The organism is Stenotrophomonas sp. X, from assembly GCF_055721025.1.
Window position 1 is genome coordinate 3,675,514 of record NZ_CM146756.1, and the last position, 12,066, is coordinate 3,687,579.

Here is a 12,066-nt window from a genome sequence, read left to right on the forward strand (position 1 = left end):
TCTCCGCTTACTTCGCGTCGCCGGCCGGGGCGGCAGGCTGGGCGGCGGCCGCCGGCCTGGCCGGTACGTCGCCCTTTTCGGTGGCCTTGACCGGCATGCCGGGGCCGATCTTCTGCAGGCCTTCCACGATGACCTTGTCACCGGCCTTCAGGCCGTCCTCGACCAGCCACTTGTCGCCAACCGTGCGGCTGACCTTGACCGGGCGTACTTCGACCTTGTTGTCCTTGCCGACCACCATCGCCGTGGTATCGCCCTTCGGATCGCGGGCGATGCCCTGCATCGGCACCAGCACGGCATCACTGCGCACGCCGCCGCCGATCACCGCACGCACGTACATGCCCGGCATCAGCAGGCCGTCCGGGTTGTCCACCTTCACGCGCAGGCCGAAGCTGCCGGTGGTCGGATCGACGCTGACTTCGGAGAACTCCAGCGTGCCCTTGTGCTCGAAGGTGCTGCCGTCTTCCATCAGGATGCTGACCGGCAGGGTCTGGTTGTCCTGCAGGCGGCCGGCAGCCAGTTCGCGGCGCAGCTGCAGCAGCTCGGCCGAGGACTGTGTCAGGTCGACATAGATCGGATCCAGCTGCTGCACCGTAGCCAGTGCATTGGCCTGGCCGGCGCTGACCAGCGCACCCTGGGTGACGCTGGACTTGCCGATGCGGCCGCTGATCGGCGCGGTGATGCGGGCGTAGCCCAGGGTGACGTTGGCTGCGTCCAGCGATGCCTTCGCGGCACCGACATCCGCCTCGGCCTGCTTCTGCGCGGCCACGGCATTTTCCAGGTCCTGCTGGCTGACCGCATCGACCTTGGCCAGCTCGGTGATGCGCTTGGCGCTCAGCCGGGCGGCGTTGGCGGTGGCCTCGGCGCGGGCCAGCTGGGCACGGGCACTGTTGGCCTGGGCGCGGTAGCTGGCGGCCTCGATCTGGTACAGCGGCTCGCCGGCCTTGACCATGCCACCTTCGGAGAACAGGCGCTTGGCGACGATGCCACTGACCTGCGGCCGCACTTCGGCGACCAGGAAGGCGTTGGTACGGCCCGGCAGTTCGCGGGTCAGGCCCACGGTCTCGGACTTCAGCGTGACCACAGTGACGTCACCCGGGCCCTGCTCGGGGGCCTGGGGTTGGCCGCCGCAGGCAGCCACGGTCGCGGCGATCGCCAGCGACAGTGCAAAGGGTCGGATTCTGCTCAGCAACATGACGGAAAGGCTCTTAGGGGAAGGAATCTCAAATCGCGCTGATACAGGCCGAAAGCGCCAGCAGGCAACGCTCACCAGCGGGGAGTGGAAGCCGGACCGGCCTGCCACGCACACGACGGGAATGATGGGAGCGAAATATACATACATGATTGTTTGTTTGTAAACCGGTACAATTCAGCCACGTTTCACCCGCACTCGTACCCATCCATGGCCCGCAAGACCAAAGAGGACACCCAGGCAACCCGGGAAGGCATCCTTGACGCCGCCGAAGCCTGCTTCCATGAACACGGCGTGGCCCGTACCACGCTGGAGATGATCGGTGCCCGCGCCGGCTATACCCGCGGTGCGGTCTACTGGCACTTCAAGAACAAGAGCGAGGTGCTGGCCGCGATCGTCGAGCGCGTGCATCTGCCTTTCATGCAGGAGCTGGAGCGCACCTCGACCGACCAGCGCGACACGCCGGTGCACGACCTGCGCGCGGTGATGATCCACTCGTTCATCGAACTGTCCGAGGACGAGCGCCTGCGCAAGACCATGGAGATCATGCTGCGCAGCGATGCGTCGGCTGATACCCGGGTGCTGACCGAAATGCAGCAGGCCGGTTTCCGCGATGGACTGGACCGGATGGAGCGCGCCCTGCGCCGCGCCCGCGATCTGGGCCAGCTGCGCGAGGGTGCAGACCCGAAGATCGCCGCACGCATGCTGCACGCCACCGTGCTGGGCGTACTGCACGGTGCGATGGTCGAACCGGAACTGATGGACCTCAAGCGCGATGGCATGCTCGCACTGGACATGACCCTGGCCGCCTACGTGAAGGACGGCGTGTTCGTTCCCGGCACCGTGCCCGAGCCGCTGCCCGAGGCATGAGCGGGGTCGCTGCCGCCACCGCAGCCCCGATGTGAGGACAGACCCATGATCCTGGACAACGTGGTGTGGGGCTTCATCGGCTGCGGCAGCGTCACCGAGAAGAAGAGCGGCCCCGCCCTGGCCAGCACACCCGGCTCACGGGTGGCGGCGGTCATGCGCCGCAATGCCGCATTGGCCGAAGACTATGCGCGGCGCCACGCGGTGCCACGCTGGTACACGGATGCCGACGCGCTGATCGGCGATCCGGACGTGAACGCTGTGTACGTTGCAACACCGCCCTCCACGCACATGCAGTACGCATTGCAGGCGATTGCGGCGGGCAAGCCGGTCTATATCGAGAAACCCATGGCCCTGGACCTCGCCGAATGCGAGCGCATCCTGGAAGCCAGTGCACGCCGTGGCGTGCCCGTGTTCGTCGCCTACTACCGCCGCGCCCTGCCCCGATTCGCGCAGGTGAAGCAGCTGCTGGACAGCGGCGCGATCGGTACACCGCGCAGCGTTCGCGCCACCCTGCATCGGCCGCATTCGGTGAATGCCGCATCGCCGGACTTCTGGCGGACCAATCCCGCGATCTCCGGCGGCGGGCTGTTCGTCGATCTGGGCTCGCACACCTTGGACCTGCTCGATCATCTACTGGGGCCGCTGAGCGATGTGCGCGGCCTGGCCAGTTCATTGGCCGGCGCTTACGCCGCCGAGGACAGCGTCTCGATGTGCTTCCGCATCGGGCCAGGCGTGCATGGCATCGCGCAATGGAGCTTCTGCGCGTTCCGCCGCCAGGATGAGATCGAGATCACCGGCGACCGCGGCCAGCTGCGTTTTGCCACCTTCGAGGATGTACCGGTGGTGCTGGAGACCGAAGCCGGTGTGCAGACGTTCGACATCCCCAACCCGTCGTCGATCCAGCAACCGTTGATCGCGCATCTGGTGGACGAGTTGCGCGGCAGCGGCCGTTCGCCCTCGACCGGCGTAAGTGCTGCCCGCACCAGCGCGGTGATCGACCAGGTACTGCAGGACTACCGCGCCCGGCAATCGTGCTGAGCGCCAACGCAAAAGGCCGCCCTGCGGCGGCCTGTTCTGTTGCAGTGGATGGAGTCAGGGCCCTCGCCGTGACGAGGGATCCGGCCGGATCGGGCGTTACAGGATGTAGCGGCTCAGGTCCGGGTCCTGCACCAGCTCACCCAGGTGTGCATCGACGTAGGCGCTGTCGATGGCCAGGGTTTCGCCATCGCGGTCCGGTGCCTCGTAGCTGAGCGAATCCAGCAGGCGCTCCAGCACCGTATGCAGGCGGCGCGCGCCGATGTTTTCCTGGCGCTCGTTCACCTGGAAGGCGATCTCGGCCAGGCGCTCGATGGCATCGGCGGTGAAACTGACCTTGACGCCCTCGGTGGCCAGCAACGCTTCGTACTGCTTGGTCAGCGCAGCCTTCGGCTCGGTCAGGATACGCACGAAATCACCCTTGCTCAGCGCACCCAGTTCCACGCGGATGGGGAAACGGCCCTGCAGCTCCGGAATGAGGTCGCTGGGCTTGGCCAGGTGGAACGCGCCCGACGCGATGAACAGGATGTGGTCCGTCTTGATCGTGCCGTACTTGGTGGACACGTTCGAGCCTTCCACCAGCGGCAGCAGGTCGCGCTGCACGCCTTCGCGGGAGACATCGCCACCGCCCACGTTGTCGCCGCGCTTGGCAACCTTGTCGATCTCGTCGATGAAGACGATGCCGTGCTGCTCGCAGGCCTCGATCGCCGCGGTGCGGATATCGTCTTCGTTGACCAGCTTGCCGGCTTCTTCCTCGATCAGCAGCGGGCGCGCAGCCTTGATGGTCAGCGTGCGCTTGTGCGCCTTCGCGCCGCCGCCGAGGTTGGCGAACATCGACTTCAGCTGCTGGCCCATTTCCTCCATGCCCGGCGGGGTCATGATGTCCATGCTGACGTTGGCGGCCAGGTCGAGCTCGATCTCGCGCTCGTCCAGCTCGCCGTTGCGCAGCATCTTGCGGAACTTGATGCGGGTCTCGTTGTCCTGCGCCGACGGCTCGTTGCGGGCGGCTTCCGGATCGAAACCGATGCCACCGCTGCGGCGCGGCAGCAGCGCATCGAGGATACGGTCTTCGGCGCGTTCCTCGGCCTGGGTACGCACGCGCACCTTGGCCTGTTCGCGGTACAGCTTGACCGCGGTATCAGCAAGGTCGCGGATGATCTGCTCGACGTCCTTGCCGACGTAGCCCACTTCGGTGAAGCGGGTGGCTTCGACCTTCACGAACGGCGCGTTGGCCAGCGTAGCCAGGCGGCGCGCGATCTCGGTCTTGCCGACGCCGGTCGGGCCGATCATCAGGATGTTCTTCGGCATCACTTCATTGCGAAGCTCCGGCGCCAGCTGCATGCGGCGCCAGCGGTTGCGCAGGGCGATGGCCACGGCTCGCTTGGCGTCGTGCTGGCCCACGATATGCCGGTCCAGTTCCTGCACGATCTCGCGCGGGGTCATGGTGGCGGAGGAAACTTCGATCTTCGACATGGATGTGCTCACGGATTCAGATGCATGTAGAGCCGAGCCATGCTCGGCTGACGGGCAGCCCTGCCGAGCATGGCTCGGCACTACAGAAGAGCGGTCACAGCTCCTCGACCACCACGTTGCGGTTGGTGTAGATGCAGATGTCGCCGGCGATGCCGATCGCTTCACTGGCGATGGTGCGTGCATCCAGCTCGGTGTGCGCCATCAACGCGCGCGCGGCCGACAGTGCATAGGAACCACCGGAGCCGATGGCGATGATGCCGTCCTCCGGCTCGATCACATCACCGGTGCCGCTGATGATCAGCGAGGTTTCCTTGTCAGCCACTGCCAGCAGAGCTTCGAGCTTGCCCAGGCGGCGCTCGGTGCGCCAATCCTTGGCCAGCTCGACCGCAGCGCGCTGCAGCTGGCCGTGCTTTTCCAGCTTGGCCTCGAACAGCTCGAACAGGGTGAAGGCATCGGCGGCGGCACCGGCGAAACCGGCCAGCACCTGGCCGTCGCGGCCAAGGCGGCGCACCTTGCGCGCGTTGCCCTTCATCACGGTGTGGCCCAGCGTGACCTGGCCGTCGCCGGCAATGGCCACGTGCTCGCCGCGACGGACGCAGACGATGGTGGTGGCGTGGAAAACGTTGGGGTTCTGACTGGGGTCCATGATGCCTCCGGGGTGACAGAACCAGAGGTGGGGACTGCGCTGCGCCCTTCAAGCCACCCGCGACCGGCTGACGCAGGGGCAACGTTCAGCTTTCTCCGCTGCCCTCATTGCTGCGTCGACGCTTGGCGCGCGGATGCGCGGCGTCGTAGACCTTGGCCAGGTGCTGGAAATCGAGGTGGGTATAGATCTGCGTGGTGGCGATGTCGGCATGGCCCAGCAGCTCCTGCACACCACGCAGGTCGCCGGACGATTCCAGGATGTGGCTGGCGAAACTGTGCCGCAGCATGTGCGGATGCACCTGCTTGAACAGGCCCTGGCGCTGCGCCAGCTGGCGGATGCGGATCTGCACCGCACGCTGGCTGATTGGCCCGTTGCGACCGGGGAACACCGGCGATGCCGGACCACCGCCACTTTCCGCGCGCCACGCCTGCAGCGCTTCGCGTGCCGGCCGCCCGAACGGCACCCGGCGCTGGCGGTTGCCCTTGCCCAGCACGTTGACCAGCCCGCTGTCGAAATCCAGGTCGCGCCAGGTCAGCGCGCAGACTTCGCTCAGGCGCAGGCCGGAGGAATAGAACAGTTCCAGCAGCGCACGGTCACGGCGGCCGAGGTCACCTTCCGGCTCCAGTTCGACCAGCTGCACCGCCTCATCGGCGTCAAGGACCTGCGGCAACCGGCGCGGCGCGCGCGGTGCCTTCAGCGTCGCTGCCGGATTGACCTCGATGCGCCCGTGCTTGAGCAGCCAGGCATAGAAGCTGCGGCAGGCCGACAGGCGGCGTTGCAGGCTCTTGGCCGACAGGCCGCGGCGATGCTCGTCGGCGACGAACTGGCGCAACGCATCGGCATCGAGCGCCTCCACCGCTACGCCACGCGGTTCGGCCCAGACCGCTAGCGCGTCCAGGTCGCGGCGGTAGGCGTCAAGCGTATGCGCCGACATCCGCCGCTCCACCTGCAGGTGCTGCAGGAAGGCCTGTACCGCGCTCATCGTCGTCCGGTCCTGCTCAGTCGTGGAAGCGCTTCAGGCCAGTGGCCAGGGCGTCGCCCATCATGCGCAGGAACAGCGTGCCCATGCCCGGGTAGAAGCGGTTCGGGTCGTGGCTGCCGACCGCGATCAGGCCGACGCCCGGCAACGGCAGCAGCGCGGTGGTCTGCACTTCCTCGCTGCGCACGCCATACAGGACGGCATTCTTTTCCGGCTGCAGGCGGCCGCAGATCGGCTCGCCGTCGTTCAGGCAATCGCGGAACGGGCCCAGTTGCGGATCATCGGCAGCAATCACCTGCAGCCAGTCGGCCTGTTCCAGCCCGGCCACCGGCGCATGCACCACCAGCCGCACCAGGTCGCCGGCGAAGTCTTCCTGCAGCGATGCGGCCATCGCGCGCAGGGTATCGGCCGCGTTGTCCTGCTTCATCAGTGCCAGGGTCAGCTGGTGCGTGCGCACTGCCAGGCGTTCATTGACCTGGGCGGTGGCGCCCAGGTCGGCCAACCGTCGTGCCAGCTCGCGGTTCTTCTCGCGCAGCACTTCCAGCTGGTAGCTGGCCAGCGATGCGGTCGGGCCGTCATCGCGCGGCACCACCAGGGTCAGGGCCAGGTCCGGGAACTGCTTGAGGAAGCCGGGATGTCGCCGCAACCAGGCAGCGACTTCATGGGCCCCGAGCTTGTCGACGGTTTCGGTCATGCCATCCACTCCCCTTCGAAGACGAATGCGGTCGGGCCCGCCATCACCACCGGCTGGCCATCGCCCGGCCACTGGATGCGCAGGTCACCTCCGGGCAGGCTGATGCGCGCATCGCGCTGCAGGCGGCCGCGCTGCATCAGGGTCACGGCGGCGGCGCAGGCGCCACTGCCGCAGGCCAGGGTCTCGCCGACACCGCGCTCGAACACGCGCAGGCGGGCGTGCGCCGGGCCCATCACCTGGGCGAAGCCCACGTTCACCGAGCGCGGGAACGACGCGTGCTGCTGCAGCAGCGCACCGACGCGCTCGACCGGTGCAGCATCGACCAGGCCCACTTCGATCACCGCATGCGGGTTGCCCATCGACACCGCAGCAAAGCGGACGCTCTCGCCCTGCAGCGGCAGCAGGTATTCCTCGCGCGGATGGGCGAAGCCCATCAGTGGTACGTTGGCCGGCTCGAACGCGGGCACGCCCATGGTTACCGCGAATTGCCCATCACCGAGCACCTTCACTTCATGGCTGGCCAGCGGGCTGTCGATGACGAACGCATCGCCCTGCGCACTGCCCTCGCGCACCAGCCAGGCCGCGATGCAGCGCGCGCCATTGCCGCACTGCTCGGAATTGGAACCGTCGGCGTTCCAGATGCGGTACGAGGCCACCGAGCCTTCCGCACGCGGCGCCTCGATGGTCAGGATCTGATCGCAGCCGACGCCGGTGTGGCGGTCGGCCAGGCGCGCGGCCAGTTCAGGCGTGGGCGGCGCAGTACCGTCACGCAGGTCGATCACTACGAAATCATTGCCCGCGCCATGCATCTTGCTGAAGCGCAAGGCCCTGGAACCGGCCTTACTCATTCCCGCTGCCCGCCTTCTTCGCTGGCGCGGGTGCCGGCTGGGTGGTCGTTGCAGCCGGGTCGACGGTCGTGGCCGGGGCAACGGCGCCCTGGCCCTCGGCCGGGGTCGCCTCGGTGGCGGGCTCGGCGGCCGGTTCGACGGTTTCTTCCACCGGCACCGGCTTCTGCGGCAGTACCAGCGGGCCCTTGTTGCCGCAGGCGGCGAGGAGCAGCAGCGAGGCCGCTGCCAGCGGAATCAGGATGGCGTTTCGATGGGGGATCTTCATGCCCCGAGTATAGCCATTGGCGGCTGAGCGGTTCGTGCAGGGAATCGGGTTGCCGGCCGGCGGCCAGCACTACCGCAGGCGCTCAATCCGCGGGGGGCGGAAGCGGCCGCGTCCACAGCCAGATCGCCACCACGGTCATGCTGCCGATCGAGAACCACTTCACCCAGGCGACCGGCACGCACCACAGCATGATGGCGGCGCACACCGCCATGGTGATCGTGGCCATCCACTTGCCGTAGCGGCTGACCGCACCATGTGCCTGCCAGTTGGCGATGGCCGGGCCGAAGCGCGGGTGCTGCAGCAGCCAGGTGTGCAGGCGTTCGGACCCACGTGATGCAGCCCACGCCGAGATCAGGATGAATACGGTGGTCGGGAGGCCCGGCACGAAGATGCCGACGATGCCGGTGCCCAGGCTGACGTAGGCCAGCAGCCACCACGCCCAGCGGAAACGCACCACGCGCGGTGGCGTGGCGGTATCGCGGGATGCGGAGGGCTCGGGCAGGCTCATGGCCGCAAGGATAACGGTTCGGGGTGCCCGGCAACGCCCGGCACCCCTTCGCCGTTACGGCTGGGCGATGCCCAGCTGCTGCAGCACGAACGCGTACGACTCGGACAGCTCGCGGTAGCGCTGGAAGCGCCCCGACTTGCCGCCGTGGCCGGCTTCCATGTTGGTGCGGAACAGGATCGGGTAGGGGCCGGTGTTGTGATCACGCAGCTTGGCCACCCACTTGGCCGGCTCCCAGTACTGCACCTGCGAATCCCACAGGCCGGTACCCACGAACAGCGCCGGGTACGCCTGCTGCTTCACGTTGTCGTAGGGCGAGTAGGACAGCATGTAGTCGTAATACGGCTTCTGCTCCGGGTTGCCCCACTCATCGTATTCGTTGGTCGTCAGCGGAATGGTCGGGTCGAGCATGGTGGTGACCACGTCGACGAACGGGACCTGCGCCACCATCACCCGGTAATCCTGCGGGGCCTGGTTGGCCACCGCGCCCATCAGCAGGCCACCGGCGCTGCCGCCGGACGCGGCGACACGATCCTTCGCCGCCCAGCCCTGTGCGACCAGGCCGCGGGTGACGTCGATGAAGTCGTTGAAGGTGTTCTGCTTGTGCAGCAGCTTGCCGTTCTCGTACCAGTCGCGGCCCATTTCCTGGCCGCCGCGGATATGGGCGATGGCATACACCACGCCGCGGTCGAGCAGGCTCACCGCCGTCTGGTTGAAGTACGGGTCCATCGACATGCCGTAGCTGCCGTAGGCGTACTGGAACAGCGCGCCCTTGCCGTCCTTCTGGTAGCCCTTGCGGTAGACCAGTGACACCGGCACCTTCACCCCATCGCGTGCGGTGATCCAGACGCGGTCGGTTTCGTACTTCGAGGCGTCATAGCCGATCACCGGCTGTACCTTCAGCTGGCGACGCTCACCGGTGGCGGTGTTCAGCTCGAACACGGTGGTCGGGGTTGTCATCGAGGTGTAGACGTAGCGCAGCCACGGCGTATCGGCCTCGGTGTTGTCGCCCAGGCCCATCGAGTACGCCGGCTCATCAGCCTTCACGTAGTCGCTGCGGCCATCCTTGAACAGCAGGCGGATGCGCTCCAGGCCCTCGGAACGTTCGGCGATGGCGGTGTAGCTGTCGAACAGCTCGAAGCCTTCGATGAACACCGCATCGTCATGCGCGATCCAGTCCTTCCACTGCGCACGCGAGGTGGCATCGGTCGGTGCGGTGACCAGCTTGAAGTTCTTCGCACCGTCGTTGGTGCGGATCACCCAGCGGCCGTCGTAGTGGTCGGCGTCGTACTCGACGTCACGCTGGCGCGGGGCCAGCACGGTGAAGGTGGTCGGATCGCTGGCCGGTGCGTAGCGCTCTTCCGAGGACACCGTGCTGTGCACGCCGATGGTGATGAAGCGATCGTCGCGGGTGCGGCCGATGCCCATGTAGAAGCTGTCGTCCTTCTCTTCGTAGACGACGGTGTCGGCGCTGGCTGGAGTGCCCAGCACGTGCTTCTTCACGCGCACGGTGAGCAGCGTTTCCGGATCGTTCTCGACATACAGCACGGTGCGGTTGTCGTCGGCCCAGACCAGGTCGCCGGAGCTGCCGGTGATCACATCGGGCAGCACCTTGCCGGTGGCCAGATCCTTGAAGCGGATCGTGTACTGGCGGCGGCCGACATCATCATCGGCCCAGGCCAGCAACTGGTTGTCCTGGCTGACTTCCATCGAGCCGACGCTGAAGTAGCCCTTGCCCGCAGCCATCGTATTGACGTCCAGCAGGATTTCCTCGGCGGCCTCCATGCTGCCCTTGCGGCGTGCGTGGATGGGGTAGTCCTGGCCGGTCTCGAAACGGCTGTAGTACCAGTAGCCGCGCTCGCGCGCCGGCACGCTGGAATCGTCCTGCTTGATGCGGCCGACGATCTCCTTGTACAGGGTGTCTTCCAGTGGCTTCAGCGGTGCCAGCAGCTGATCGGCGTAGGCATTCTCGGCCTGCAGGTAGGCCAGCATGTCCTTGTCCGTGCGCTTGTCATCGCGCAGCCAGTAATAGTCATCGTTGCGGGTCGCGCCGAACGGCGCCTTGACCACGTGCGGATGCCTGGCGGCGTCCGGCGGAACGGGCGGAGTGGCGGCGGTAGCAGTCGTGGTCATCAGGCTGGCGAGCAACAGGCAGAGGGTGGACTTCATGAAGTAGGGTTCCTGGCGCATCAATGCAATGGTCTTCGGCGGGGTCAGATCCCTTTTCCCGAAAAGGGATCTGACCCCAATCGCAGCCAAGCGGCAACCCTGCGGATCGTCATGGGCCATGCCGACCGGCGTACCATGGATCCATGAGTACCCTGCCCCACACGCCGGGCTACAGCCGGCGCAGCCATGAAATCGCCCCGTTCCATGTGATGTCCCTGCTGGCCCGCGCGCAGGCGCTGGAACAGGCCGGCCACGATGTGATCCACCTGGAAATCGGCGAACCGGACTTCACTACCGCCGAACCGGTCGTGCGGGCCGGCCAGGCCGCACTGGCCGCCGGCCATACCCGCTACACCGCCGCACGTGGCCTGCCGGCCCTGCGCCAGGCGATCAGCGGTTTCTATCGCAGCCACTACGGTCTGGACATCGATCCTGAACGCATCCTGGTCACCCCGGGTGGGTCCGGTGCGCTGCTGTTGGCCAGCAGCCTGCTGGTCGATCCCGGCCGCCACTGGCTGCTGGCCGACCCCGGCTACCCCTGCAACCGCCACTTCCTGCGCCTCGTCGAAGGCGGCGCACAGCTGGTGCCGGTCGGCCCGGACACTGCGTACCAGCTCACGCCGTCCCTGGTGGAACAGCATTGGAATGCCGACAGCGTCGGCGCGCTGGTTGCCTCACCGGCCAACCCGACCGGCACCGTGCTTTCCGCCGACGAACTGGCTGCACTGTCGCAGACCCTGCACGCGCGGGGCGGCCACCTGGTGGTGGACGAGATCTATCACGGCCTGACCTACGGCCTGGACGCGCCCAGCGTGCTGCAGGTGGACGACAACGCATTCGTACTGAACAGTTTTTCCAAGTACTTCGGCATGACCGGGTGGCGGCTGGGCTGGCTGGTGGCGCCGCCGTCCGCAGTACCGGATCTGGAGAAGCTGGCGCAGAACCTGTACATCAGCGCCTCGAGCATCGCCCAGCACGCCGCGCTCGCCTGCTTCAGCGAGGAATCCATGGCGATCTTCGAGCAGCGCCGCGACGCGTTCCGCCAGCGTCGCGACTTCCTGCTGCCGGCACTGCGTGAGCTGGGTTTCCGTATCGAAGTCGAGCCACAGGGCGCGTTCTACCTGTACGCCGACGTCAGTGCATTCACCGACGACGCGCAGGCATTCTGCGCGCATTTCCTGGAAAGCGAGCACGTGGCGTTCACCCCGGGCCTGGATTTCGGCTTCCATCGTGCCAACCAGCACGTGCGCCTGGCCTATACCCAGGAGGTGCCGCGATTGCAGGAGGCGGTGGCGCGGATTGCGCGTGGGTTGAAGCATTTCCGGTAGCGCCGGGCCATGCCCGGCGGCATCCTGCCGCGCTACGCGCGCGCCGGGCATGGCCCGGCGCTACC

Annotated in this window: 12 protein-coding genes; 3 read left to right on the forward strand and 9 right to left on the reverse strand. The window is 67.0% G+C overall.

Annotated elements, in window-relative coordinates:
• Positions 1-7 precede the first annotated feature (7 nt).
• Positions 8-1,192: a multidrug efflux RND transporter periplasmic adaptor subunit SmeD gene (smeD, locus tag ACZ75I_RS16860; RefSeq protein ID WP_472958347.1), complete on the reverse strand. Its 1,185-nt coding sequence runs from the start codon at positions 1,190-1,192 to the stop codon at positions 8-10.
• 207 nt (positions 1,193-1,399) lie between these two features.
• On the opposite strand from smeD, the gene smeT reads away from it, so the two are divergent.
• Positions 1,400-2,059 (forward strand): efflux transporter SmeDEF transcriptional repressor SmeT, encoded by a 660-nt coding sequence (gene smeT, locus ACZ75I_RS16865; RefSeq protein WP_224328590.1) that lies wholly within the window; start codon positions 1,400-1,402, stop codon positions 2,057-2,059.
• Positions 2,060-2,104: 45 nt separating this feature from the next.
• Positions 2,105-3,097 carry a Gfo/Idh/MocA family protein gene (locus ACZ75I_RS16870; protein ID WP_180867755.1) on the forward strand — a complete coding sequence of 331 codons (993 nt, stop codon included), beginning with the start codon at positions 2,105-2,107 and terminating at the stop codon, positions 3,095-3,097.
• 96 nt (positions 3,098-3,193) lie between these two features.
• On the opposite strand, the gene hslU is transcribed toward ACZ75I_RS16870, so the two are convergent.
• The 8 genes from hslU to ACZ75I_RS16910 form a co-directional block, all read right to left on the reverse strand.
• Positions 3,194-4,567: an ATP-dependent protease ATPase subunit HslU gene (gene hslU / locus ACZ75I_RS16875; RefSeq protein ID WP_061479701.1), complete on the reverse strand. Its 1,374-nt coding sequence runs from the start codon at positions 4,565-4,567 to the stop codon at positions 3,194-3,196.
• Between the two features lie 94 nt (positions 4,568-4,661).
• Positions 4,662-5,213: an ATP-dependent protease subunit HslV gene (hslV, locus tag ACZ75I_RS16880; RefSeq protein ID WP_005411093.1), complete on the reverse strand. Its 552-nt coding sequence runs from the start codon at positions 5,211-5,213 to the stop codon at positions 4,662-4,664.
• Positions 5,214-5,298: 85 nt separating this feature from the next.
• Complete coding sequence (gene xerC / locus ACZ75I_RS16885) at positions 5,299-6,195, reverse strand: tyrosine recombinase XerC (RefSeq protein ID WP_180867757.1); 897 nt, start codon at positions 6,193-6,195, stop codon at positions 5,299-5,301.
• Positions 6,196-6,211: 16 nt separating this feature from the next.
• Entirely contained in the window at positions 6,212-6,886 is a 675-nt protein-coding gene (locus ACZ75I_RS16890) for a DUF484 family protein (RefSeq protein WP_005419445.1), read from the reverse strand.
• On the reverse strand, positions 6,883-7,734 hold the full coding sequence (dapF, locus tag ACZ75I_RS16895) for a diaminopimelate epimerase (RefSeq protein ID WP_180867759.1): 852 nt from the start codon (positions 7,732-7,734) through the stop codon (positions 6,883-6,885). Before dapF ends, ACZ75I_RS16890 begins: the two co-directional genes overlap by 4 nt.
• A complete protein-coding gene (gene lptM / locus ACZ75I_RS16900; protein ID WP_134968366.1) occupies positions 7,727-7,999 on the reverse strand; it encodes an LPS translocon maturation chaperone LptM in 273 nt (90 codons plus the stop codon). The genes dapF and lptM overlap by 8 nt, the downstream gene beginning before the upstream one ends.
• Positions 8,000-8,081: 82 nt before the next feature.
• On the reverse strand, positions 8,082-8,507 hold the full coding sequence (locus tag ACZ75I_RS16905) for a YbaN family protein (RefSeq protein WP_111201669.1): 426 nt from the start codon (positions 8,505-8,507) through the stop codon (positions 8,082-8,084).
• 54 nt (positions 8,508-8,561) lie between these two features.
• Positions 8,562-10,673 carry a S9 family peptidase gene (locus ACZ75I_RS16910; protein ID WP_134968367.1) on the reverse strand — a complete coding sequence of 704 codons (2,112 nt, stop codon included), beginning with the start codon at positions 10,671-10,673 and terminating at the stop codon, positions 8,562-8,564.
• A 143-nt stretch (positions 10,674-10,816) separates the two neighbouring features.
• On the opposite strand from ACZ75I_RS16910, the gene ACZ75I_RS16915 reads away from it, so the two are divergent.
• Positions 10,817-12,001, forward strand: coding sequence for a pyridoxal phosphate-dependent aminotransferase (locus tag ACZ75I_RS16915; RefSeq protein WP_180867761.1), 1,185 nt, complete (start codon positions 10,817-10,819; stop codon positions 11,999-12,001).
• The last annotated feature ends 65 nt before the right edge of the window (positions 12,002-12,066 follow it).

Excerpts from the sequence above, each read along its gene's own strand:
- smeD (WP_472958347.1), bottom strand. The coding sequence starts at position 1,192 with ATGTTGCTGAGCAGAATCCGACCCTTTGCACTGTCGCTGGCGATCGCC.
- smeT (WP_224328590.1), top strand. The coding sequence starts at position 1,400 with ATGGCCCGCAAGACCAAAGAGGACACCCAGGCAACCCGGGAAGGCATC.
- ACZ75I_RS16870 (WP_180867755.1), top strand. The coding sequence starts at position 2,105 with ATGATCCTGGACAACGTGGTGTGGGGCTTCATCGGCTGCGGCAGCGTC.
- hslU (WP_061479701.1), bottom strand. The coding sequence starts at position 4,567 with ATGTCGAAGATCGAAGTTTCCTCCGCCACCATGACCCCGCGCGAGATC.
- hslV (WP_005411093.1), bottom strand. The coding sequence starts at position 5,213 with ATGGACCCCAGTCAGAACCCCAACGTTTTCCACGCCACCACCATCGTC.
- xerC (WP_180867757.1), bottom strand. The coding sequence starts at position 6,195 with ATGAGCGCGGTACAGGCCTTCCTGCAGCACCTGCAGGTGGAGCGGCGG.
- ACZ75I_RS16890 (WP_005419445.1), bottom strand. The coding sequence starts at position 6,886 with ATGACCGAAACCGTCGACAAGCTCGGGGCCCATGAAGTCGCTGCCTGG.
- dapF (WP_180867759.1), bottom strand. The coding sequence starts at position 7,734 with ATGAGTAAGGCCGGTTCCAGGGCCTTGCGCTTCAGCAAGATGCATGGC.
- lptM (WP_134968366.1), bottom strand. The coding sequence starts at position 7,999 with ATGAAGATCCCCCATCGAAACGCCATCCTGATTCCGCTGGCAGCGGCC.
- ACZ75I_RS16905 (WP_111201669.1), bottom strand. The coding sequence starts at position 8,507 with ATGAGCCTGCCCGAGCCCTCCGCATCCCGCGATACCGCCACGCCACCG.
- ACZ75I_RS16910 (WP_134968367.1), bottom strand. The coding sequence starts at position 10,673 with ATGAAGTCCACCCTCTGCCTGTTGCTCGCCAGCCTGATGACCACGACT.
- ACZ75I_RS16915 (WP_180867761.1), top strand. The coding sequence starts at position 10,817 with ATGAGTACCCTGCCCCACACGCCGGGCTACAGCCGGCGCAGCCATGAA.